Origin of the sequence: Paenibacillus piscarius (assembly GCF_022234545.1) — a bacterium.
GTDB classification, from domain to species: Bacteria; Bacillota; Bacilli; order Paenibacillales; family Paenibacillaceae; genus Paenibacillus_AQ; species Paenibacillus_AQ piscarius.
Genome location: NZ_JAIEUI010000028.1, coordinates 22,913 through 46,863 on the forward strand (window position 1 = coordinate 22,913; position 23,951 = coordinate 46,863).

Here is a 23,951-nt window from a genome sequence, read left to right on the forward strand (position 1 = left end):
CAGAAATTTTCACGGGAGGAGTGCGGCTGGATGTTCATCGTTAACGTAGAGGCTGCGATCTGTAAAGACGGCAAGTGGCTTCTGATTACACGGAGCACCAAAGAAGAGCATGCAGGGGGAACCCTGGCCTTGGTAGGGGGCAAAGTAGACATCGAAGGCGATTCACTGGAGATCCTTGAACGGACGGTGAAGCGTGAATGCTATGAAGAGGTTGGAATTGTAATCAAAGATGAGGTTACGTTTGTGTATAGCTCCTCCTTCGTGACCGGGGATGGACGCCATGTGATCAATATGGTCTTCTTGTGTGAATATGACAGCGGGACAGCAGCGGCTAAGAGTCCTGATGAAGTTGAGGCTGTACATTGGCTGACCCGCGAGGAGATCATGAATCATCCCCTGGCCCCTCCCTGGACGAAAGAGAGCATCCGGAGAGCAGCGCTCACACCCATCCCGTGAACTCCTGAATACTTGCCTTGGCCGACTGTGCCTCCGCTTGTGCGACCCTGCGCCATTCCTTGGGCGGGATGCCCATCAATCTGGAGAAGCAGCGGTTGAAGCTGGAGATGGAGTGGAAGCCGACCTTCTCGGAGATGGCCAGGATGGAGTGTTCTGTGCTCTTAAGCTGCTTGCAGGCTTCCTCAATCCGGGTGCTGCTCAGGAATTCGAGGGGGGAGGTGCTCATCATATCCTGAAACTTGCGGCGGAAATGGGTAGTGCTTAAGTGGCACAGCCCGGCCAGGTGATCGATGGTCATCGGCGTCATATAGTTGCGGGTGATATACTCCAGCGCGGGGGCAATCACGAAATCACCGAGCAGCGAATGCCCGGCCTCCTGGCCGCTCAGCGCCTCCTGCGTCGAATGAATACGAAGCAATTCAATGTACAGGGACAGCAATAAGCCATAGGCGCTCTCCTGGTAATAAGGCCGCTGCTGCTGCAGCTCCAGTACGATGGAGGTGGCCAGCGTGTACACCAGCGGATAGCGTTCCCGGCTCAGAATACAGCGGCTGCCCTGGACGGACCACAGGTTCGGCTCGAAGTGGCTGTAGGCGCTTTTGAACGAATGCTGAAACAGATCCTCCGGCGAGAAAAACAGATACGACCACAAGCTGGCCTCCCCCGGCGAACTATACGTGGTATGGGGCAGATACCTGGGCAGGAAGGTCACATCACCGGCAGCAAAAGGCACAGCCTCGCCCTTAATCTCCATCACCCCGCTATCCGAATGGCAGATGCCGATCTCTAAGTGGTTGTGGAAATGAAGGTGCTCGCTCTTGATGTCGGAGATTCTCCAGCGTTCACCGCTGAGCAGCAGCACCGGGAAATGGAGCGGCAGGCTGTAACGGCGGTATTCAATGACGGGCTTCTTTTTTCTGGGCATATTCGCGGCTCCTGCTCTCCTAAGGTTAAGATGAATATGAAGGATAAATGGTTGAAACTGCGCAGTTTTGCTATGAATGTGCTTAGATGTAGAACATTTTACTGCTTACAATAGACTCTGTAAAGCGTTTACAAGGGAGGAAGTACACATGCTGCAAGTAGAGTATAACCGGGAGGAAATCCTGGACGTCATCGATCGGGTCACCCGGAAGACACTGGCGATGGATTTGACCTGGGAATGGCCCTGCGGCGTAGCCTATTACGGGGTATCCCGGGCTTACCAGACCACCGGGAACCGGGAGTATCTGGACAAGCTGGTGCAGTGGGTGGATGAATATATCGCGCTGGGGGTGCCGGACTGGACGGTCAACACCTGTGCCATGGGCCATATGCTGATCACTTTGTACGAAGAGACCGGCGACCAGAAGTACTGGGATATTGTCATGAGCAAAGTAGCGTATCTTCGCGGATCGGCGCTGCGGTTCGGGGAGAATGTGCTGCAGCATACGGTGTCGGTGTCGAATGACTTCCCGGAGCAGGCCTGGGCGGATACGCTGTTCATGGCGGCGTTCTTCCTGCTGCGTGTAGGCAGCAAGCTGGAGGACCAGGAGCTGATACAGGATGCGCTGAACCAGTATTACTGGCACATCAAGTACCTGCAAGATCCCGCCACCGGACTCTGGTACCACGGCTATAACCATCTGAAGCAGGACCACATGTCCGGGCTGCACTGGGGCCGGGCGAATGCCTGGGGCGCGTATACGATGTCGCAGGTGAAGCCTCTGCTGAAGGAGTGGTATCTGTATCCGCAGTGTATGGATGTGGAGTGCTCGCTGCGGGATCAGCTGGCGGCGCTGAAGCTGGTGCAGACGGAGAATGGCCTGTGGCGCACCGTGCTGGATGATGAGGAATCGTATGAAGAGGTATCGGCTTCCTGCGGGATTGCGGCGGCGATGGTCAATAACGGCAACCCGCTGCATAGCAAATATGTGCAAAAGGCACTGGCCGGCATCCTTGCAAGCATCACAGCAGATGGCCGGGTGCTCGGCGTATCGGGCGGCACCGCCGTCATGAAGGACCGCGAGGGCTACCGCCAGATCCCGAAGGATTGGATTCAGGGCTGGGGCCAGGGATTGGCGCTTGCTTTCTTGTCTGACTTGCTTGCTGCTCGTTGATTAGGCGGGGATACAGTCTGGATCAGAATAAGCTCAGGACCCGGGGAGGCCGGGCTTGGGCTTATTGGTGTGATAACACATTGAATGCTTATCATAATTATGATAATATAGCGCTAAAAGGAGGTGAGTCTAATGCCACAGATTCGGCCCGTATCCGACTTGCGCAACCATTTTGCTGAAATATCCCGGATTGTCCATGAGAATAACGAGCCCGTTTTTTTAACCAAAAATGGGTATGGCGACATGGTGGTCATGAGTATCGAACAATATGAGAATATTCAGCAGACTCAAGAGATTATCATGAAACTTAAAGAAGCTGAGCATGAAGCCGATACCTCTAAGGAGCGCTATAGTCACTCTGAAGTATTTAATAATTTGCGAAAGCAGATTCGGAGTAAATCAGACCGATAACGCCCTGCCAAGGCGTTTTTTTTATTTATGGTCCTTAAGTTATTCCATTCATATAGTCTATAGCCAATCGTGAACAGATGTTATTTGGGCGAATTAGGGGAGGACCCACATGGACAAACAATATAAACTGCGCTACCTGAGACTGGCACTGTCCGATTTACAGGATATCGTTGATTATGTAAGCGATGAGCTTGCTGCACCGGATGCGGCTTATCAACTATTGGACAAACTCGATGAAGCTATTTCCCGGCTGGAGTCATTCCCCTTCTCTGGTCCGGTTACACGCAACATGAATGGGCTGAAAGATGAATATCGTTCTCTGATTGTGGAGAATTACATAGTTTTCTACGTGGTGCTGGATGATATTATTGAAATTAGAAGGGTGCTTCACGGGAAACGCAAGTATGAAGACCTGATGTAAAATAATATGTTACGATAGTACTATCATTATTTATTCCCGCACGGGTAGAAAAGAGAGTACGATGAGAATCATTATTTCACCGGCCAAGAAGATGAAGACCGATACGGATGTCCTGGGCTACCGCCAGACTCCGCAATTCTTAAACGAGTCGCAGCAGCTGCTGGCCTTACTGCGCAAGCTCAAATACGAGGAAGCCAAGGCACTGTGGCAATGCAACGATGCCATCGCTACGCTGAATATGCAGCGGATCAAGGAGATGGATTTAACCCAGAACCTGACCCCGGCGATTCTCGCTTATGAGGGGATCCAGTACCAGTACATGGCCCCGGGAATCTTCCAGACGCAGGAGCTGGAATATGTGGAGGAGCATTTGCGCATTCTGTCCGGCTTCTATGGGATTGTCCGGCCGTTTGACGGGGTGGTTCCCTATAGACTGGAGATGCAGGCCAAGCTGCGCGGACCGGGTTTCAAGACGCTTTATGAGTTCTGGAACCGCAGGCTGGCCGATCAGCTATTCGCGGAGACCGATACGATTGTGAACCTGGCCTCCAAGGAGTACAGCAAATGTATTGCTCCGTATACAGGGGACAAGGTAAGGATGGTAAGCTGCGTATTTGGGCAGAACATCGGCGGCAAGGTGGTGGAGCGGGCAACGCTGGTCAAGATGGCCAGGGGCGAGATGGTCCGGTTCATGGCCGAGCGTCAGATTACTGAGGTGGAGGAGCTTCAGGCGTTCACCGGGTTTGACTTCCGGTATGAAGCGGCGTTGTCGGATGAGAACACCTATGTGTTCGTTCAGGCCAAACAAGACAAAGAATAGACTGATAGAGTACGCAGTACAGAGGGTAATCTTGAGGATGGTGGCAGCGCCGGACTCGGGATTGCCCTTGTTTGGTTGCGGGCGGAAGTCCGCTTTTTGTAAGATAAAGAAGGGGTTACAAATCAGAACAGGCTCAGAGGAGGACATGCGATGGTTAGACCGAACCCGCTTCACAAAGAGCGCTTACTGAAGGAACTGGATCAATTAGGATATTCCGATAGAGTCAAAAGAATAGCCGCCTTGGGACGGCAGCACCTGGGATCTCTGGAGTACTCCCGGCTGCTGCTCTCATTGCTGGAGGGCGGGGCGTATGAGGCGCGTCTGGCCCTGATGGGTGCAATTGCGACGCTGGATGTGCCGGTGATTCTGGCGGGGCTGAAGCACCCTAAGGCCAGTATCCGGAATACGGCGGCAGGACTTGCACCCCAAGTCGCCTCAGCGGAGGAGATCGAACGCGAGCTTCCCGGGCTGGCGCCGGATTGCCGCCGCAAGCTGCTGCGCACGGTTGCCCTGATGAACCGCCTGGAATTAGCGGAACGTTTGCTCCCGGAGGTACAGGCCCGGTGGGGGGCGGGCGAGGCGGCGATTGTGCTTCAGGCCTGCTCTGCGGCCACTGTCCGTGCACGTCTTACTGAGCTGGGATACGCAATTATCGACTGGAAAAAGCTGGCCAGCCGCCATCTGAAGGTGGTCGCGGATTATTTCACTAGAGAGCTGGAAGCGGCTCCGCTTAGAGCCAAGGATCAGGTGTGGTCGCGCTTCTCCTCGGCGATGGAGTATCTCTGCAATCACAAGCCTGACCTGGTGCTGGCCTGTGCGCTGAACCACAGTCCGGCAGATAAGCTGCCGTCTGCGCTGAAGGCCCATCTCGGCATCCTGATGCGCCAGAGACCGGACGCAGTGTATGAGCTGCTCATCCGGACGGAGACGTGCGGGGAGCTGCTTACCTTCGGTGTGCCTGAAGCGGTGCTCAAGCGGGCGAAGCTCCTCACGATGGACCAGTGGAAGCAGCTTGCCAAGCTGCTGGCAGACCAGCCCGTGCATGTGGCCCGGATGCTTGAGCATCTTGCGCCGTCCTGGCGCGGGGAGATTTTTGAGGCGGTGTATGAGGCGGAGAAGCGCCGGGAGCGGGTATTCCCTGAGCGGCTGCTGTATGTATTACCCCATGCGCTGCGTGATCAGGAGGCCGCCCGGCTGCTGGGCCTGCGTGAGATCAGGGAGAACCGGGAGCGCACCCTGCGCATTACTGCCGCCCGCTCGATTCATCAGGTCAGAGACCAGCTTGAGGAGGCCACCCGGGTATCCAGTGCAGACGAACGCGCCACGGCGCTGATGCAGCTGATCCGCAGCACGGTGCTGTCCAGACAAGGCATGGATGTCACGCTGCTGACCTTGGGCCGTATCCGCAATGATCAGGACCCTGTCCGGGGGGCGGTGTTCAAGGCGTTGTCGGAGAGTCCTGCCTCCGTGTATGAGGCAGCTCATATCCCCGCGCTTGCTGAGCTGGTGGACAGTGTGATTGATGCCAGAGATACCTCCTATGGAACAAGGTATTCTGTTCAGCAGCTGGCTTTTTCAATTCTGCGCCACCAGGCGGCGGAGCCTGACGGAGAACTGTTCAGATTCGCTCTGAGCACGCTTCAGAAGCTGGCGAAGCAGGACGGGCAGCTCTCCCTGCCGTCTATGGAGAAGAATATGCCGAAGGGCGTGGAAGAGATCATTTTTGAGGGCATCTATTCCTATGCTGCGCAGGCGGGCAAGCGGGAGAATTACAATCTGGTGCTGAGCCTGGCGGGTTCTTTTGGCAAAAGGGGGTACGGCATCGTCAAGCTGCAGCAGCTCTTGCGGGAAGCGGCCAAGGCTAAGACGGAAGCCACCGCGATTCGTGCCGCGAGACTCTGGCTTGCCCCGCTGCAGACGCGGGATGAACGGGTGAGGGAGCTGCTGGATGCTGATCCGTCGTATATTACCATCTACGAGGTGTTCCGGCATCTGCACTTGAAGCGCCAGGAATGGCTGGACCCTTATATTTCGGAGGCTGCCATCAAGGGCAAGTTCCTCTCCGGCAAAACGGTGTATCTGGTTCCGGCTAGTGACGGATTCTACAGGTGGCTTCCGCGCCAGCAACAGGCGTATGGGTCCTTGTTAAGCAAGGTTGCAACTGGCTCTAAGTACAGCTTGTTTGAGCGTTCCAGAGCCATTAGAATCATGGCGGGTATGCCGGATTGGAACCCGGAGCTGCTGTATGGGCTGGTACAGGACAAAGAGGTGGCGGTAGCTGAAGCGGCGCTTCATGCCCTGTCCCTGCTGGAGGAGCCGGAGCAAGCCCTGCCTGCGCTGCTGGAGCATCTCGACAGCGACCGGGCCCGTGTGGCGATGTACTCCGTCCCAAGGTGTATCCGCCGGGTCAGCCCGGCGCTGCTGTCTGCCATGCTGAAGGAGCTGCTGGACCGCGAAAAGCTGAAAATTACGGTCCGCAAGGAAGCTATCCGCCTGCTTGGTGCGTATAGAAATGAGGACAGTCTGCCGCTGCTCCTGAAGGAATACACGAAGCCTAAGGCGCATAAGGATGTCATCATTGCCATTGGACATGCAGCGAGAGGGCTGCTGGACGATGAACGGAGCTGGGAGCTGCTCGGCGCTGTCGCGTCTTCTCCACAGCCTGACATCGCTGTGAGCTTGTTGTCCCAGCAGCCGGACGCGCTTCCGGCGAATTATAGACCCCGCTATCTGGATTTAATTATTGCGATAGCCCAGCACCCGGATGTATTCGTCCGCAGGCAGGCCTATTCAACAATGGCCAGATGGACAAACGGTTATGAGAGCGTCGTTGCTGCTGCGGCGGCAGAGGGCATGTTGGACTTAGAGGACAGTACCAGCTGGGAATTCGCGATGATGACGATTATTGAAGCCGCCCGGGACGGCAAGGTCAATGCAGTAGTAGCCGGTATATGCCGGGAGCTCGCGGCCGCTGCCGTAAGGCAGGAATGGAATGCAGCAGCAGATAGAGATCTGCCGCACAGGCAGCGCCTGCAGGTGCTCATCAAGCAGCTGACCAGTCTGCCTATAAGCACAAGGGTACAGCTTAGCTCCTTATATCTGGAGCTGATCGGTATTCTGGCTGCCGATGAGACGCAGCTGAGGCTGGTTCTGAAATTATACATCGCCGTGCTGGATTGGAATAACACAGAGGAAGCCTCCGGGTGCTTGAACCGGATGGCTCAGGGCATAGCCTCTCAGCCGATGCTGCTAGGCGAGGTGTACAGCGAAGTGACCGGCACTCTGGAGCAGAGCGCCGGATATTGGACGCCGGAGGCGTTGCTGGAGCTGGTGGATGTGCTGCGGGATGAGCCGAATTACGAAGCCCTGTTCCTGGGACTCCCGCTGCTTGAGGCAGCGGGCCGAGCGCTGCACTGGGGCCCGGAAGCTGCTGAACGGCTGCGGTGGTACAGGACTTGCAGCCATGCGGCGGTCCGCTCGCAGGCCCTGAATATTTGGACGGCGCAGGAGTCTGCGTTATTCCTGCATTAGCCGCATGTGCAGGATAGGCCAAGGCTTGCCTTGGTCATCCAGCTCGGACCGTTCATAGACCTGGAAGCCTAGATGCTCGTAGAATCCGGCGGCCTGGGGGTTGTCTTCATTCACATCTACGGAGTCCACGTTCAGGTGGTGCATGGCATATTCCACCAGAGATCTGCCGATACCCCGTCCCCGGACCTCCGGGTCGATGAACAGCATCTCAAGCTTCTGCTCATGCACGCCCATGAAGCCGAGGTGCCGGCCCTCCCGATCCGTAACGGCAAGCAGATGAGGGATGGCTGCAATGCCTTGCAGGACCAGGGGACGCAAGTCCTCTATATCCTGCGGGGTGAGGAACAGATGTGTGGCGCGCACGGCATTCTCCCAAATGTCCAGCAGCCGCCGGGAGACTTCCTGATTCCGGTCTGTGATGATCTCTATCTGATTCTGGCTCTGGTTCTGATTCATAGCGTTCTCCTTGCTTAGTTTTCTTAGAGTATAGCATTTAGAATATACAAGAATCGAGATGAAGCATATGAAGACGCACTATCGCCTGCTGAAGTTCGGCGGGATTACCCTGATCGGCTCCGGCCTGCTTTTCCTGGCCCAATATCTGTTCCTGAGGCCGGTGCCTGCTCCCCCGCTGGAGGATGCTGCGCTCTTATCATGGCTGAGCGAGTGGCGGTTCCAGCTGTCGATGGCAGACGAGGTGCTGTTCTTCGCTGCGGTATTGCTCATTCCCTCCATCGCGGCCTTATACCGGCTGCTGGTGCAGGTGCATCCGGTGCTGACCGTTTTTGGCTGCGGCCTGCTTACGGTTAGCATCCCTGTCTATATCGTGCTGGTCATAATTCTGGGCAGGCTGGTCTATCCGGTATACGGGATTGAGCTTTCGCCTGAGAGCTACAGGCTGGTCATTAGCCTATATTATGGGGGCGTGCATTGTGTCGCGCTGGTCGTCGGGATCGCTACGATTCTGCTAAGTCTGGTAATCCGGATGGGCGGCTTCGGGCGGATTACGGCATCCTTCGGGTTCCTGGCCGGAATCTTTGATCTGATTGGCTCCTATCCCTGGATGCTGGGAAACATGATGATCCTCATCTCTCAGGTGCTGTTCGCGGGCTGGTTCGTCATTCTTGGTGTCAATCTGCGGAATATAGCGAAGAAGCAGGCAATTTAAAGCCAGCCTCCGAAAAGAATAATGACGGCACTTCCGATTCTTGATACAATAAGCTCAAAATAGTGAAAATATTCACAACTGAAACAACCAGTTGATTGCAAATAAGGTTGTCATTGTATAGTATATTTATAGAGATTATAAAGTACATTTGTAAAAGTCGGAGGAATTATAATGGCGACACATCGCTTGAACAGTATGGAAGTCAAAAGGATGAACCGGAACGCCATTTACCGATACTTGTATCACCGCGAATCGACTTCAATTCAGGAGATTGCACAGGCGCTTAATCTAAGCCTTCCTACAGTAACCCAGAATCTTAAGGAGCTGCAGGAGAAGGAGCTGATTGTGGAGACCGGATTATTCGAGTCTACAGGCGGCCGCAAAGCAAAATCGCTAGCCTGCAACAGTGTGGCCGGATATGCACTGGGCCTTGATGTTACACGCAATCATGTCGGCATTGTCCTCATTGATCTCAGCGGCAAGGTCGTGAAGAACGTCAGGAATCTGTTCCCCTTTGCCAATGAGGAGTCCTACTTCCAGGGGGTAGGCCGGCTGGTGGAGGACTTCGTTGAAGAATGCGGGATTGACCGCAGTAAGCTTCTCGGAGCCGGGATTGCCCTGCCCGCCATTCTGACCGGCGACCGCCAATCGGTGAGCTATGCTACGGTCATTGACTTCAAGGGCGGACATGTCCAGCGCTTCGCTGAATATATCCCGTACCCCTGCATCCTGAGCAATGACGCGAACGCTGCAGGCTTCACCGAATTATGGGGAGAGCAGGATATGCATAATGTGGTGTACCTCTCGCTGAATAATAGTGTGGGCGGTTCATTTATCGTAGATAATCAGATCTATGCCGGTAAGAATCACCGGGCCGGAGAGTTCGGCCATATGACCGTTGTGCCGGAGGGCCGCGCCTGCTACTGCGGGCAGAAGGGCTGCGTCGATGCCTACTGCTCGGCGAGAATTCTCTCGGACAGCACCGGCGGCAGCATTGTGGAGTTCTTCCGGCTGCTCGGGGAGGGGCAGGAGCCGCAGCGCACGATCTGGGAGGAATACCGGAATTATCTGGTGGTGACCATCAACAATCTGCGGATGCTGTACGACTGCGATGTTATTCTCGGCGGCTATGCCGGCGCATATATGGAGGACTATCTGGATAGTCTCCGGGAGCTGGCTGCGGCGAAGAACACCTTTGAGCCGGACGGAAGCTATCTGCGGGTCTGCAAATACAAGCTGGAGGCAACGGCTGTAGGTGCCGCGATGGAGCTGGTAACGGATTTTATAGATAGTATCTAGCATTCATATTTTGAAGTGAAGGCTCCTCTGGAAGAGGGACAAGGCTGCAAGTGCGGCATGTTCCTCCTCCGGGGGAGCCTTTTTGTGTCTGATTTCGTATTGACTTCAAGCGAATTCAGACTATAATCTTATTTAGATTGTTTTATAAAAGTATTTTAGTAATAGATCGGGCAAGAATTCCGAATTGCTGAACCCTAATGTTCCTGAGGAGGAGAAACGATGAAGAACAGAGCTTTTTATATGACGGATCTGCAAAAAATGCAAATGAAGGACGTCGATATGCCCGTAGCCCGGAAGGGTGAGGTCATTGTGAAGCTGGATTATGTCGGCATCTGCGGCTCGGATGTACATTACCTGGAGTATGGCCGGATCGGCGACTTCGTGGTCGATGGCGATTTCATTCTCGGGCATGAATGTGCCGGTGAAGTAGTGGAGCTGGGGCCGGGTGTGAAGCACCTGAAGGTGGGCGATCGGGTGGCGCTGGAGCCTGGTGTGACCTGCGGTCAATGTGAATTCTGCAAGAGCGGCAAGTACAATCTCTGCCCGGATGTGCAGTTCCTGGCTACGCCGCCGTACCATGGCTGTCTGATGGATTATATGGCTTTTCCGGAGAACATGGCCTTCAAGCTGCCGGATAATGTGTCTTCGGTGGAGGGCGCACTGGTCGAGCCGTTGGCGGTGGGGCTTCATGCTGCGGCACAGGGCGGAATCAAGCTGGGGGATCGTGTGGTGATTCTTGGCGCGGGCTGCATCGGGCTGGTTACCCTGCTGGCCTGCAAGGCTTACGGAGCAACGGAGATTGTGGTGGTGGATATCATCGGGAAGCGGCTGGAAGCGGCGATGAAGCTGGGGGCTACTCGGGTGGTCAACGCCAGAGAGGAGAATGTACTGGAGGCGGTTGCGGCTTGGACGGACGGCGCGGGCGTGGATAAGGTCATAGAGACGGCAGGCAGCGAGCATACGGTGAAGCAGACCCCCTATCTGGTCAAAAGAGGCGGAACCATCGTCCTGGTCGGCCTGGCCGCCAAGGATATCATCGACTTCGACTTCATGCAGATTATGTTCAAGGAGGCCGACATCAAGTCGGTCTTCCGGTACCGCAACCTGTATCCCGCTGCCATTGGCGCTATCGCAGACGGCAAAATCGACGTCAAAGGCATCGTCACCCACGAATTCGAATTCGAGGACACGCAGAAGGCGTTCGATTTCGTTATCCACAACAAGGAGGATGTGGTGAAGGCTGTCATTAAGATGGGGTAAGGGACGATAGGATGGGTTAGAGGGAAGATTGAGCTGCCCCATTTGGGGCGGCTTTTTTGGCGTTGGATGGCGGCTGAGCCAATGAAGGGTATTAGTGCACTTGATTTCGACAGACGCAAGCCGAAGCAGCTAAATGGGAGCAAAGGTTAGTCTGCCGCCGCCGAAATCCCCCGAATTTTCACCATATTCTACCCGGGAGGTCACAATCCCCCTGATTTCTACCCAAAAATTTCATAATACCCATAAAAATTGGGGTTGGACCTTTAGTTTGCAGAGAGAAATGTAAACGCTTACCGGATATAATCAACTCGAAAGGAGGACGAGTAAATATATGGGATATAGCTCAGGAAAAGTTATATTCCATTAGAAGAAGCATCCTGCAACCAACAAATTATAAACGGGAGGTATTAGGTATGTTTAAGTTTAGCAAAAAAGTTCTGACGGTAGTGATGGCAGCCACGATGAGCTTCAGCGCGTTCGCAGCGACTGCAGGTGCAACAGATTATTGGCAGAACTGGACCGATGGCGGCGGAACGGTGAATGCGGTTAACGGGGCGGGCGGCAATTACAGTGTAAACTGGTACAATACCGGCAACTTTGTAGTGGGTAAAGGCTGGACTTACGGATCACCGAACCGGGTAGTAAACTATAATGCGGGGGTCTTTGCGCCTTCCGGTAACGGTTACCTGACCTTATATGGATGGACCCGGAACTCCCTTATTGAATATTACGTGGTAGATAACTGGGGCACATACAGACCAACTGGCGATCACAAGGGTACGGTGTATAGTGATGGCGCCACGTACGATATCTATCGGACGATGCGTTACAACGCTCCTTCCATTGACGGAAATGCTACGTTCCCGCAGTACTGGAGTGTAAGACAATCCAAACGGCCTATCGGAAGCAATGTCCAGATTACGTTCAGCAACCACGTGAACGCCTGGCAGAGCAAATCAATGTATCTGGGAAGCAGCTGGTCCTACCAGGTATTGGCTACCGAGGGATACCAGAGCAGCGGCTCCTCCAACGTAACCGTGTGGTAACGGACAAGCTGAACGCCATGTTGCCGGTTCCGGCAATGGCAGGGCTCAGCTAGACAGGGCTAAGGCCGGCCGGGTGGATGGACAAGCTGCCGGCCTTATCATTTTGACACATAGATCGGAACTACAGCCTGTACCTTGCCAACTGTTCATGAGGAGAGGGTTCCATGAGACGACCATTAATGATGCTGTGCATAGCCGTCACGTTAATTGCCATCACTGCCTGCTCGCAGGAGAAGCCTGTTAAGGATGAGCGCTTAGTATGGGTCGAGGGCGGCACTTTCAAAGATATGAAATCTAATTATTATGGGAAGGGTGTGACCCTCCCGGACTTCTACATCGGTAAGTATGAGGTGACCCAGCAAGAATGGCTGGAGGTTATGGACACGAATCCTTCCCAGTTCCAGGGGGAGAAGCTGCCGGTAGAGAGTGTGAGCTGGTATGATGCGATAGAGTACTGCAATGAGCGGAGTGTGAAGGAGGGGCTGGAGCCCTATTACACGATTGACAAGAACAAGGTCGATCCGAATAATACCAGCGACCGTGATTTCATGAAATGGACAGTAACGGCTAAAGAAGGAGCAGACGGGTACCGTTTGCCGACAGAGGCCGAGTGGGAATATGCAGCAGGCGGAGGTCAGAAGAGCCAGAGCAATCTTTACAGCGGGAGCAACAATGTGGAGGAGGTGGCGTGGTACTGGAGGAATTCCGGGGACCAGTATCTGACCGGGGATTGGAACTGGCCGATTATCGAGAGCAACCATAGCCAGCCCCAAGCCGGCGGCCTTAAGAAGGCCAATGAGCTGGGACTGTACGATATGTCAGGCAACGTAAGGGAATGGTGCTGGAACTGGTACGGTGAACCGGACAGTAAGACCGGAGCGCTCCGGCTGGTGAAGGGCGGCGGCTGGATCGGAGGAGAGGGCAGTGCTGAAATTTCCTTCCGTGGCCAATATGAGCCAAGCAGCCGGGGAAATGACCAGGGGTTTCGGGTGGTGCGTGCTGCAACTGACAAGTGATTGACTAGTGCGTATTCATCATACACAGAACAGCTTAGACGGCCCGCCTTCGGGAAGCTTGTCCGGCATAGCTCATCTACGGATGCGGCGGCTGGAGAGGAACCGGAGGCTTTTTTTGGCTTGTCTGATGCATCCTTTCAACTTACATTCAGGTTCACTATGTATACTCCTGGTACGAATTAAGGCGCTGCCGATCAGGAGGCTATCATGGTAAAAGGAATCCAGCAACTCATAACAATCATTCTCGCCTTGTTCATCGGGCTGTTCATTACCTCATCGTTCTTCCTCCGGGCCAAATACAATTACTCCCTGTATGGAGACAGGCCAGTGCTGGAAGGGCAGCAGCTACTTGTCTTATTGCTATGGATTGTAGTTGTTCTGGGACTGGGCTTCGTGCTGTACAAACTCGCTCAGAGGCTTGAAAGGTACAGCCGGGCCAAGGTCATTCCCGCAGTGCTGCTGTTGTCCGGTGTGATGCAGACCGTGATTATTTTCCTGTTCACCCGCATGCCTACAGATGATTCGCAGACAGTGCTGTCCCTGGCCTGGGCCATGCTCTATGACAAGGATTATTCCTCCTTTCAGTCCGGTGGATACCTGTATATGTTCCCGTTCAATTTCTCCATCGTGCTGTATCTGAAGACCCTGCTGCTCCTGTTCCCGGACAATTATCTGGTCATCAAGGGCTTCAATATCCTGTTTACGCTCACTACCACGCTGGTCATCTATCTGCTCGGCCAAGAACTGAGCCCCCAATCCCGCAGCAAACACTATGGCCTGCTGATTGTCGCTGCGACCTATATACCGGCTATGTTCATGAGCAACTTCATCTATAACGACGGGATTGCCACGGCGCTGCTTACCAGTGCGCTCTACTTCGCGGTCCGGTTTATCCGCAGGAAGTCCATGAAGGATATACTGTTCGCAGCCGTTCTGCTGGCATCCGGCAACTACTTCCGCAGTATAGGGATAATTGTACTGATTGCCATTGTTCTCGGTCTGCTCCTTAACGTGCGGGCGGTTGGTGCGAAGAAAGCCATTGCCTCCATAAGCATAATAGTGATGCTGTTTAACGTTCCCGGCTGGATTCAGAACGCGGCGCTTGAAGCAAGAGGAATCGTAGACGAATCACCGTCCAGCAACTCTGCTCCGGTGTACATGTGGCTGAATATGGGGATTAATCTGGCGACATTCGGGTTCTGGGATGACCGGGAGAGCTATAATATCTACCAGCAGGATGCCGGCTATAACAAGGCGGATAGTGTAGAACTGTTCAAGGCGTCCATCCGCAGCAAGCTCTCAAGCGCATCCTTTACGGAGCTAGCCGAAATGTATTATAAAAAGCTGGTCTGGACCTGGACGGAAGGGACTTATCAGATGGAGCGCTACGGGATTGGAAACGAAGGAGGAGCCTCCTTCACTGGCGGAAGGGGCGGAATGGTGATGGGCTCTTACAGCTATTCCACCGCCGCAAGCCGATTGTTTGAAGGTGCTTCTGTGTACCGGAGCGGCTTGCTGTGGGCCTTATATGTCCAGAATTTCCTGATGTACGGGTTCATTCTGATCCGGCTAATACAGGGGCTGCGGACTAAGCGCTTCGCGGAGACCCCGCTCCTTCTGGTGATTCTTGGCTTCATCGGCTTCTATCTGCTGTGGGAGATTAAGTCCCGGTATATTTATCCTGTATATCCGCTACTGCTCGTCTTATCTTATCTGGGGTTCCAAGACGTCTATGGCCTGCTGACCGGCAGAAGGAGGTCTCATAATGCGGACTAAGAAATATTACATCACATTAATCATTAGCTTGCTTAGTTGTTCGCTGGTGCTCACCTCCTGCGAAGCAATCACCGCCCAGAACATTACAAGTGCAGACTTCAACTCCCGGCCCGGCGGTTTCCCCGGTATGAACGGAGGCACGGGCTCCAAGGATGGCGGGAGAGGGATGGACCGGGGAGGAGCGAGAAGGCAAGGAACGCAAGGCCCGGACAGGAGAGACGGCAGCACGCAATGATTGCGGAGCAGGGCGCTGCCGCTATGCTGATGTTGTTAGGCCAGCGCCTCCGGCAGATGCTTTCTCCACTTGCGGAGCTTCGCACGGAAGGTCTGGAACGGGGCGGCGGAGTTGATGTGAATCCACCGGGCCATCGGCCAGTTGGCCTTGGTTCCGGTCCACTGGCGGGCGCCTTGAACGAACAGCTCCTCCTCCGTTAAGGTGCCGATCCAATCGAGCCACTGCTGCTCCTTTTGCCGGAATAATTCACGCAGCTCTGGCAGGGAATATCCGGCATAGGTTCTATAGAAGGATTGATACAATCCCCCAAGCGCATTCCACTTATATCCCTCGGCAGGCATCTGGACTGTCCGTCCCGCCAGCTCCTCCCGCTCCCAGCCCATCACCAGCTCCAGCCATCCGAGCTGATAAGCGAGGATCTCGGCCGGTGTTTTGTCCACCTCCGGGATTCGGGTATCCTTATAGGTATCGTTAATCCCGTCGAACTCGGCATCCAGCAGCACGTACAGTGCACGGATCTTGTCCATCAGCTCCTGCCTGGACGCATATTCATAACTTGCCATAACACAACCACTCCTTATACTTGGGTTATACCACAGGGCTGTGACAGCAGTCTGTCAAGTTCGAAGTGGTGCCTAGAAACTATATGTATTCTCCTGGCGGGTCTATCGCCAAAGATGCTCAACCCCCATAAGCTGGTCTTCGTGAAAGCTTAGCTTATAAATGTCGGGCATCTCTAACTGCTTCCAGAAGTTATAATCATAACGCATGTCCAGCGCATTCATAATCAGGACCATAAGATTACCATGGGTTGCTACAGCAATCGTATTGCCTTGGTATTGATGTAATACTCTATAGAGTGCTTGTACGCCTCTCTTCTGGGCAACCCGATTGGATTCTCCCCCAGGCCAGGCAAAGGAATCGTCCTCCCATACTTTGGCCACTGCATGTCTGAAGTCGGGGACAGGTTCTGCAGACAACACTCTTTCTCTAAAATCATCTTCGATGATAATCTGAGTATTCAATGGCTTCTCCAGTCCTTCAATAGTCTGAATAGCCCGTTTGTAGGGGCTTGAGATCAGAATATTGATCTGCTCATGGTGGAGTAGCTCGGTAACTCTTAGGGCGTCTGCCTCTCCATTGGCAGATAAAGGTCTGTTGAATTCATCCGCAGAATAAGTAGAGTGGGCATGCCTTACGAAGTACAGCGTGGTAGCCATTCACTATCGCCTCACCTATTAATATTTGACTGTATTGTAACACACAGGAATCGGGGGTTCAGTGATGAAGAATCAGTACGAAGAGAGAATCAGGCAGGTCATTGCTTACATAGAAAAGCACAGCAGCCAGCCCCTGCGGCTGGAGCAGCTGGCGGAGGTTGCCCATTTCTCCAAGTATCATTTCACGCGGATCTTTACAGCGGTCACCGGCATGACGCCCATGGCCTTCGTAATCAGGAAGCGTGTCGAGCGGGCGATGATGCTGCTGAGCCGGACGAACCAGACGATTCTGGAGATCGCGGGCCATTGCGGGTTCGAGTCCGTCTCTGCGCTGGGCGTTCATTTCAAGCGGCATTACGGCTGCTCCCCGGGCAGCATCAGGAGCCGGAAGCGCAATCTTAGCAATATCCCGGCAGTCTTCAGCAATAGTCAGGCAGAGCCGTCGCCCCTCACGGATTACAATAGAGCAGGAAGTAATCCGTTACTGAGGAGGGCGTGGGATACAATGGTAGAGCTTAGAGATATTGCGGAGGTTGAAGTTGCCTATATCAGGCATATCGGAAGCTACCTGAAGACGTACAACGCATGGGATAAGCTGAACCGCTGGGCGGCGAAGCAAGGACTCCATCCGGAGAATCAGCAGTTTATCGGGATCTCGCTGGATGACGGGGAGCTGACAGAAGAGCCCCTCTGCCGGTATGATGCTTGCGTGACACTGCCTGCCGGTTTTGATCGGGAGGCGCACCGGGAGGAGGTCGGGTTCAAGACATTGGCCGGCGGGCTGTATGCGGTGTATTCCTACTATGATACGGTAGATAGATTTGTCCTTGCGTACGATAGCATGTTCAGCGTATGGTTACCCCGCAGCGGTTATGAAGCCGATGACCGGCCATGCCTGGAGTACTGCCTGAATGATCCGGCGCAGGACCCCGAGGGCAGGTGCAAGGTTGATCTGTACGTCCCGATCCGCCAGAACGCTCAGAGAGCTGAGAATGGAGTGTAAGAGAATGAATATGGAGGCTGTATTTGACCAGTTCCCGGTCCTGAGTTCTGGGGAGCTGATACTAAGCAAGATTGAGGAGCGGCATCTGGACGACCTGTTCGGCATCTACAGTAATGATCGGGTCTTTGAGTTTTGCGGCATCATTCCCAAGCACAACAAGGTGACGGTGAAGAGCATGATCGGTCACTATGAACGGGATTATGGTAAAAGATCACGGATCAAGTGGGGCATCTTCGCCGCAGAGGACGACACGCGCCTGCTCGGAATCATTGAAGCCTGCGAATTCAATCAGAAGGTGAACATGGTGACGATTGGCTACTTCCTCGCGGAAGCCCATTGGGGGAAAGGCCTGGCTTCCAGAGCGGTGGCCCTGCTGACAGAATTCCTGTTCATGGAGGTGCAGGTGAACCGGATTCAGGCGGAGGTGATGCTGAGCAACGAGTCCTCCAAGAGGGTGCTACGAAAGAATGGCTACGTCAAGGAAGGAATGCTGCGGCAAGCGGCACTCTGGTCCGGCAAGGGCGTGGTTGATCTGGAGATCTACAGTATGCTGAGGGAAGATTACATGAAGGTTCTAGAACCGGACCATGAAGCTCTTATTCTGTAAAAAGGACAGCTGTATCGCCCACCCGCGGACTGAGGGGCCGTTATAGGGCCAGTTGGTGGTAGAAATGAGGCAAAAGCGACCGGTTACGTGCATGTGAGTCCGCCTGGCTCGCAAAATGGTGAAATTCACAGGAATAGCGGCTCTCCAGTCCGCCTGGCCCGCAGCAGGAGTACTCCAGTAACATTAGTCTTAAGTGATAACGGGGTCTTGTGAGCCGCCTAAAAACACCAAAAAACCGCAGACAGGGGACAACCTCTGCTGCGGTTTTCGTATGACATGATAAAACTAGGCTTCCATCTTCTGCGCCGTATACAGCCGGTGGTACAGGCCGCGGCGGGCGATCAGCTCGTCATGCGAGCCGCTCTCGGCAATGCCCTTATTCGCCACATACATAATGCGGTCACAGTTCTTCACCGTAGACAGGCGGTGCGCGATGATAAATGAGGTGCGTCCCTTCAGCAGCTCATTCAGCCCCTTCTGAAGCAGACGCTCGGTCTGCGCATCGATGGAGGAGGTTGCTTCATCCAGAATGAGAATCCGCGGATCAGCCAGCAGCGTCCGGGCGAAGGAGATAAGCTGGCGCTGTCCCTGGGAGAGCTTGGAGCCGCGCTCGTTCACCTCGGTCTGGTACCCCTGATCGAATTCGCGGATGAAGTCATCGGCACAGACCGCCTTCGCGGCAGCAATGACTTCCTGCTCGGTTGCATCCGGCTTGCCGTAGCGGATATTGTCCATAATGGTCCCCGAGAAAATAAAGCTGTCCTGCAGCATAATTCCCATCTGGCTGCGCAATGATTTCAGCGTAATCTGGGAGATATCCTGTCCGTCGATCAGAATGCGTCCGCCCGTCAGGTTATAGAAACGCGAGATCAAGTTGACGACCGTGGTCTTGCCCGCACCGGTCGGACCGACCAGAGCAACGCTCTCTCCTGCTGCCACATCGAAGGAGATGTTCTCCAGGATATTCAGCCCCGGATCGTAGGCGAAGGTGACATCATCGAAGGTCACCCGGCCCTGAACCGGAGGCAGTGCCTTGGCTCCGGGAACATCGCTGACCGTCACCGGCTCATCCAGCGTCTCGAAGATCCGCTCCAGATAAGCCACTGCATTAATGAAGTTGTTGTACAGGTTCGACAGGTTCAGGATCGGCTGCCAGAAGCGGGCCGCGTAGCTGCTCATGGCGAGAATCACGCCCAGCGTCATGTTCTGCGGGTCCAGGGTCAGCAGGCCGACCAGGAAGATCATGGCCGTCACAATGGTTGAGAGGTTATCGACACTGAACGGAATCAGGATGTTGTAGCGCAGCGCCTTCATCCAGGCCGTGCGGAAGTTGCCGGCCAGCCGGGTGAAGATGCCTTCATTACGCGTCTCCCGCGAGAACATTTGGGTGACGCCGATGCCGCTGATGCTCTCCTGCAGATAGGCGTTCAGGTTGGAGCTTTTGTTCGATACGGCCTGCCAGGCCCGGCGCTGCCGGGTCTTGATCAGCAGCATGATGCCAAGGAATACAGGCAGTCCGGCCAGGATGATGAAGGAGAGCCGCACATCCACAGCGAACATGAACACTGCAATGAAGATCAGATTCACAATCTCCAGAATGAAGTTGATAATTCCGTTAGACAACACATCGGAGACTGCATTCACATAGTTCACGACCCGGATCAGGATTTTGCCCTGCGGCCGGTCATCGTAGTATTTGAATGGCAGGTCCTGCAGATGCTTGAACAGATCTGTGCGTATATCGAAGATAATATCCTGGCCCACACTTGTCATAATCCGCGAGCGGATGGTCGCCAGAATGACGCTGACCACAATCGTTGCCAGCATCAGTACGGACCAGCCAACCAGTGCGCCCATATCCTTGGCAGGAATGGTCACATCCACGACATGCTGCATAATCAGCGGAGCCGACAGGGCGATCGCCGCCGACAATGCGCTGAGCAGGAAGGCGATAAGCATCGGCTTCTTTTTGCGTCTGATATAGACCATCGCCCGCCGGAAATGCTTGATATTAAACGGCGATTCCAGATTCTCATCGACATCGAATTTATTCCTGGCCACTCTCGGTCACCTGCCTTCCAATCCCCTCATTCTGAAGCATAAATACATCATAGTAGTAACCCCGCTTCGCCAGCAGCTCGGCGTGGGTGCCTTCCTCAATCAGACGTCCGCCCTCCAGGATCAGAATGCGGTCAGCCTGGGCGGTGGTCGATACCCGCTGCGCAATGATAATCTTCGTGCAAGGGTATTCCAGCTCTCTCAGGCTGCGCTGAATGTGCTCCTCCGTCTCCAGATCGACCGCGGAGGTCGTATCATCCAGGATCAGGATCGGACGCTGGACCGCCAGGGCACGGGCCAGCGCAATCCGCTGCTTCTGTCCACCGGACAGGCCGACGCCGCGCTCCCCGACTACCGTATCGTAGCCCTCGGGCATTTTGACAATGAAGTCATGGGCTGCGGCCAGCGCTGCGTAAGCCTTCGCATCCTCCTCAGGCAGATCAGGATCGCCGTAAGCGATATTGCCGTCAATGGTATCAGAGAACAGCAGCACATCCTGTGTAGCCATCCCGATGTTGCTGCGCAGCTCATCCAGCTCCAGCTCCCGGACATCGCGGCCGTCCACCAGCACACGTCCTCCGGAGACATCATAGAAGCGGGGAATCAGGTTAATGAGCGAGGTTTTGCCGGAGCCGGTGGCGCCCATAATCGCAATGGTCTCGCCGGGCTCAATCGTGAAGCTCACATCATCCAGCACGGTAGCGCTATCATATTTGAACCGGACATGGTCGAATTCAATCCGTCCCTCATAGCGGCGCGGCTCCACCGGATTATGATCGTTGGCAATTGACGGACGGGCGTAATAGATGTCGACGATTTTGGCTAAGCTGGCAAAGAAGCGCTGAATATCATTAATAATAATCCCGATATTGCGCATCGGGTTCGAGACCGCCCAGATTAGCGACGAGAATGCCGTGAATTCACCGAAGGTAATCCGGCCCTCCATCACGAAGTAGCCGCCGGCCAGCATCAGCACCACGTTGAACCCTTGAGCGAACGACTCCAGATAAGGGAAGTAGTCGAGCCAGACGAGCGCTGCCTTTTTATTGGCTGTCGCGTAGTTGACATTCTTCTCCGTGAACTTGGCAATCTCGAACTCCTCGCGGGCAAAAGCCTTCACCACACGGTTCCCGGAGATATTCTCCTGGGTAGTCGTATTGAGCTGGGACAGCCGTTCGCGCAGGTCGATGTACATCGGGCGCACTCTTTTGGCAAAAATGAAGGCCACGATGAAGATCGGCGGCGAGAGGATCAGCATCCACAGCGTCAGCTTCACATCAATCGTGAGGAAATAAATAACGGCCGCCAGGAAGATCGTCAGCGATTCAATGATCGTTTTGAAAATCCAGGCCATCGAGTGCCGGACCATGTCCAGGTCCCCGGTCATTTTGGTCATCAGGTCGCCGGTCCGGTTACGGTCATAATATTCCCGGTCCTGGCCTTGAATCTTGTTGTACAGATAAATGCGGATGTTATACATCATGTTCTGTGAAGAAATTTCGTACTGCATGGTTGTGAAGTAAGCCAGCCCCGTGCGGAGCAGGGAGAAGCCGATCATGCCCAGACAGAGCGCTACGAGCAGCCCGCGTCCGGTCGCAAGATTCTGAACAGCCTGGTCACCGGCAATGAACGTATCGACGATGCGCTGGCTGAGGTAGGGGTTCACAATCGTTAGACTTGAGCCGACCACCGAGAGGCAGAGTGCGATGACATACCGTGTCCGGTTGCCCTCCAGGTTCTGCCACAGCCACTTGAGTTCAAACATCTGATCACCTGTTTCCTGTGTCTTATAAACCAAAGTGATTATAACACTATGAATCAAAATGTATAGGGATAGGATTAATTTCTTTTTACAAACACTTGAACTTTGTAATGGAGTAATTCTGCATTGCGTTAATGTAGATCATGTACCTGGGGATGGGGAGGAAGGGTAGGATTGTTGCGTGGCTGGAAAAAAAACCGGCTTAGCGCTTCCAGTGGGGCAGGCGGCTGCCCGTGAAATGAACAGAGCCTGTCTCCGGTTAGCCGGGGACAGGCTCTTTGCGCTGGGCGTTAGACGGCGCGGCGTTAAGACAATAAGTGGATAAACGCTACTTAATGATTGCCAAAATACTGTTTGAAGAATTTTAGTTGGAAATTATACACTTGCTGAGGCCGACTGTAAGTGATACCGCAATAAGTGGGCGCAATAGGTGTCATTAATCCAATTATTTACCGTTATCCGGGAATAGTCTCCTCAACAAGTGACAGAAATCCAACTAAAAGGTTACGACTAAGGTGCAAACAGAAGTGGTAGCAGTTAGTAGCAGTCCTTATATTTCTCGCTGAAATGATACCGTCCTTAAAAAGGACGGCATAGCCGTTTCCACTTGTTTAAGACGAACCGGCCGCCGCAGCCGCGGCGGCGGCCCCGGCAATCGCCGTCTGCTGGGCGATGACGAGATTGGTAATGCTGGTGGACAGCGTGGACTGGATCAGGCCGTTCTTCACATCATCTACATATTGATAGGAGACCAGAGCAGACGATAACAGGAGCAGCTCCTGCTTGTTGATGGACCAGCCGCCGAAGCCCTTTTGCTCACGCAGATACTCGTAGGTCTCCGAGACACTGCGCGTTAGCTCGCTCTCCTGATAGGGGAGCAACGCCAGGATGCCAAGTGAAGAGAGCGTATAGCCTTTGTCCAGCCGGATGTTCTGGGCCCGGAAGGCATCGCGCAGACGCAGCACCTGCTCAGGAGTCTGCAGGTTCTCCCCGCCGAGCACCAGCACCTGGGTCAGCGCCTGCACATTATTGCCGGAAGAGAATTCAGGCTTCAGCGCGGCATAGAGCTGTTCCATGCGCTCCACTCCCTGCTCGACAGGGATGCCGGAGAGGCCCAGCATAGCAGCGAAAATATAATCATCCCGCCCGGTCAGGAACCGGTGCTTCTCCTTCATTCCCTCATAGAAGGCCAGAGTTCGGTCGATGACCATGCCGTATTGGGCGGACGGGGCATGTGCGGCGATCTGGTACGCGGCAATGACCAGATAATCCGAGCCTTTGAAGCTGCGCTCCTTCATCAGGTCGTAGACGGCCAGCGTGTTCGTGAACTGCTGTTCCGGCTCTGCCGACAGGGAGAGCAGGGCGGCGATACAGATGGCGGAGAGTCCCCGGAAGGCCGAGAAGCCCCGGGTATTGTTCTTGATCATCTCATGGTAGGTGCGGATGGCTTCTACATTAGCCCGCTTGTTCTCCACTGCATACAGCAGGGCGGCCAGGCGGTTCACCGAGGCGTTCTGCCACTTGAAGGCTTCCCTGACCTGCCGGGCATTGTCTACAAATAGCTCCAGTCTGGATATGTACGATTGGTTCGAATTTTTCAAGAATTACACCTCTCATTAGTTTGTATGAAATTAGGTTTATTCTACTATAAACACCAAAACAATCAACTTGAAACCCATCCCGCTGACTTGCCGCCGCATCTATGACAGCGTATTCTTATATTGATGACACTACGATTAGCAGGATAATTCAGGAAAGTGAGG

General features: G+C 54.2%; 22 protein-coding genes. 15 read left to right on the forward strand and 7 right to left on the reverse strand.

Features of this window, described 5'->3' with window-relative positions; translation table 11 throughout:
• Positions 1-30 precede the first annotated feature (30 nt).
• Complete coding sequence (locus K1558_RS29195; protein ID WP_238655495.1) at positions 31-456, forward strand: NUDIX domain-containing protein; 426 nt, start codon at positions 31-33, stop codon at positions 454-456.
• Here K1558_RS29195 and K1558_RS29200 read toward each other — a convergent pair.
• Positions 440-1,381, reverse strand: a complete 942-nt coding sequence (locus tag K1558_RS29200) for an AraC family transcriptional regulator (RefSeq protein WP_238655496.1) — start codon at positions 1,379-1,381, stop codon at positions 440-442. The two genes, K1558_RS29195 and K1558_RS29200, sit on opposite strands and share 17 nt — an antisense overlap.
• Before the next feature lie 148 nt (positions 1,382-1,529).
• On the opposite strand from K1558_RS29200, the gene K1558_RS29205 reads away from it, so the two are divergent.
• The 5 genes from K1558_RS29205 to K1558_RS29225 all read left to right on the forward strand — a co-directional run bounded on the left by K1558_RS29205 (position 1,530) and on the right by K1558_RS29225 (position 7,738).
• Positions 1,530-2,555, forward strand: coding sequence for a glycoside hydrolase family 88/105 protein (locus tag K1558_RS29205; protein WP_238655497.1), 1,026 nt, complete (start codon positions 1,530-1,532; stop codon positions 2,553-2,555).
• A 132-nt stretch (positions 2,556-2,687) separates the two neighbouring features.
• Complete coding sequence (locus K1558_RS29210; RefSeq protein WP_238655498.1) at positions 2,688-2,966, forward strand: type II toxin-antitoxin system Phd/YefM family antitoxin; 279 nt, start codon at positions 2,688-2,690, stop codon at positions 2,964-2,966.
• Between the two features lie 109 nt (positions 2,967-3,075).
• Complete coding sequence (locus K1558_RS29215; RefSeq protein ID WP_238655499.1) at positions 3,076-3,387, forward strand: type II toxin-antitoxin system RelE/ParE family toxin; 312 nt, start codon at positions 3,076-3,078, stop codon at positions 3,385-3,387.
• A gap of 61 nt (positions 3,388-3,448) precedes the next feature.
• Positions 3,449-4,207, forward strand: a complete 759-nt coding sequence (gene yaaA, locus K1558_RS29220; protein WP_238655500.1) for a peroxide stress protein YaaA — start codon at positions 3,449-3,451, stop codon at positions 4,205-4,207.
• 150 nt (positions 4,208-4,357) lie between these two features.
• On the forward strand, positions 4,358-7,738 hold the full coding sequence (locus tag K1558_RS29225) for a HEAT repeat domain-containing protein (RefSeq protein WP_238655501.1): 3,381 nt from the start codon (positions 4,358-4,360) through the stop codon (positions 7,736-7,738).
• On the opposite strand, the gene K1558_RS29230 is transcribed toward K1558_RS29225, so the two are convergent.
• Positions 7,724-8,194: an acetyltransferase gene (locus K1558_RS29230; protein WP_238655502.1), complete on the reverse strand. Its 471-nt coding sequence runs from the start codon at positions 8,192-8,194 to the stop codon at positions 7,724-7,726. The two genes, K1558_RS29225 and K1558_RS29230, sit on opposite strands and share 15 nt — an antisense overlap.
• A gap of 67 nt (positions 8,195-8,261) precedes the next feature.
• Between K1558_RS29230 and K1558_RS29235 the strand changes: the two genes are divergently transcribed.
• The 7 genes from K1558_RS29235 (at position 8,262) to K1558_RS29265 (ending at position 15,538) form a co-directional block, all read left to right on the forward strand.
• Positions 8,262-8,906: a hypothetical protein gene (locus K1558_RS29235; protein WP_238655503.1), complete on the forward strand. Its 645-nt coding sequence runs from the start codon at positions 8,262-8,264 to the stop codon at positions 8,904-8,906.
• 171 nt (positions 8,907-9,077) lie between these two features.
• Complete coding sequence (locus K1558_RS29240; protein WP_238655504.1) at positions 9,078-10,205, forward strand: ROK family transcriptional regulator; 1,128 nt, start codon at positions 9,078-9,080, stop codon at positions 10,203-10,205.
• Between the two features lie 219 nt (positions 10,206-10,424).
• Positions 10,425-11,465 (forward strand): NAD(P)-dependent alcohol dehydrogenase, encoded by a 1,041-nt coding sequence (locus K1558_RS29245; protein ID WP_238655505.1) that lies wholly within the window; start codon positions 10,425-10,427, stop codon positions 11,463-11,465.
• Positions 11,466-11,878: 413 nt separating this feature from the next.
• Entirely contained in the window at positions 11,879-12,511 is a 633-nt protein-coding gene (locus K1558_RS29250) for a glycoside hydrolase family 11 protein (protein ID WP_238655506.1), read from the forward strand.
• A gap of 164 nt (positions 12,512-12,675) precedes the next feature.
• Entirely contained in the window at positions 12,676-13,527 is an 852-nt protein-coding gene (locus K1558_RS29255) for a formylglycine-generating enzyme family protein (protein WP_238655507.1), read from the forward strand.
• A gap of 207 nt (positions 13,528-13,734) precedes the next feature.
• A complete protein-coding gene (locus K1558_RS29260) occupies positions 13,735-15,303 on the forward strand; it encodes a glycosyltransferase family 39 protein (protein WP_238655508.1) in 1,569 nt (522 codons plus the stop codon).
• On the forward strand, positions 15,293-15,538 hold the full coding sequence (locus K1558_RS29265) for a hypothetical protein (protein ID WP_238655509.1): 246 nt from the start codon (positions 15,293-15,295) through the stop codon (positions 15,536-15,538). The genes K1558_RS29260 and K1558_RS29265 overlap by 11 nt, the downstream gene beginning before the upstream one ends.
• Before the next feature lie 35 nt (positions 15,539-15,573).
• Here K1558_RS29265 and K1558_RS29270 read toward each other — a convergent pair whose 3' ends face one another.
• Entirely contained in the window at positions 15,574-16,101 is a 528-nt protein-coding gene (locus tag K1558_RS29270; RefSeq protein WP_238655510.1) for a ClbS/DfsB family four-helix bundle protein, read from the reverse strand.
• 102 nt (positions 16,102-16,203) lie between these two features.
• On the reverse strand, positions 16,204-16,758 hold the full coding sequence (locus K1558_RS29275; protein ID WP_238655511.1) for a histidine phosphatase family protein: 555 nt from the start codon (positions 16,756-16,758) through the stop codon (positions 16,204-16,206).
• A gap of 64 nt (positions 16,759-16,822) precedes the next feature.
• Here K1558_RS29275 and K1558_RS29280 point away from each other — a divergent pair, with 64 nt between their 5' ends.
• Both K1558_RS29280 and K1558_RS29285 read left to right on the forward strand, forming a co-directional pair.
• Complete coding sequence (locus K1558_RS29280; protein ID WP_238655512.1) at positions 16,823-17,761, forward strand: AraC family transcriptional regulator; 939 nt, start codon at positions 16,823-16,825, stop codon at positions 17,759-17,761.
• Positions 17,762-17,765: 4 nt separating this feature from the next.
• The gene (locus K1558_RS29285) at positions 17,766-18,368 is read left to right on the forward strand and encodes a GNAT family N-acetyltransferase (protein WP_238655513.1); all 603 of its coding nucleotides are present in this window, start codon (positions 17,766-17,768) and stop codon (positions 18,366-18,368) included.
• 285 nt (positions 18,369-18,653) lie between these two features.
• On the opposite strand, the gene K1558_RS29290 is transcribed toward K1558_RS29285, so the two are convergent.
• The 3 genes from K1558_RS29290 to K1558_RS29300 form a co-directional block, all read right to left on the reverse strand.
• The gene (locus K1558_RS29290; RefSeq protein WP_238655514.1) at positions 18,654-20,429 is read right to left on the reverse strand and encodes an ABC transporter ATP-binding protein; all 1,776 of its coding nucleotides are present in this window, start codon (positions 20,427-20,429) and stop codon (positions 18,654-18,656) included.
• Entirely contained in the window at positions 20,416-22,191 is a 1,776-nt protein-coding gene (locus K1558_RS29295; RefSeq protein WP_238655515.1) for an ABC transporter ATP-binding protein, read from the reverse strand. Before K1558_RS29295 ends, K1558_RS29290 begins: the two co-directional genes overlap by 14 nt.
• A 608-nt stretch (positions 22,192-22,799) precedes the next feature.
• Entirely contained in the window at positions 22,800-23,789 is a 990-nt protein-coding gene (locus tag K1558_RS29300; RefSeq protein ID WP_238655516.1) for a DUF4003 family protein, read from the reverse strand.
• Positions 23,790-23,951 lie beyond the last annotated feature (162 nt).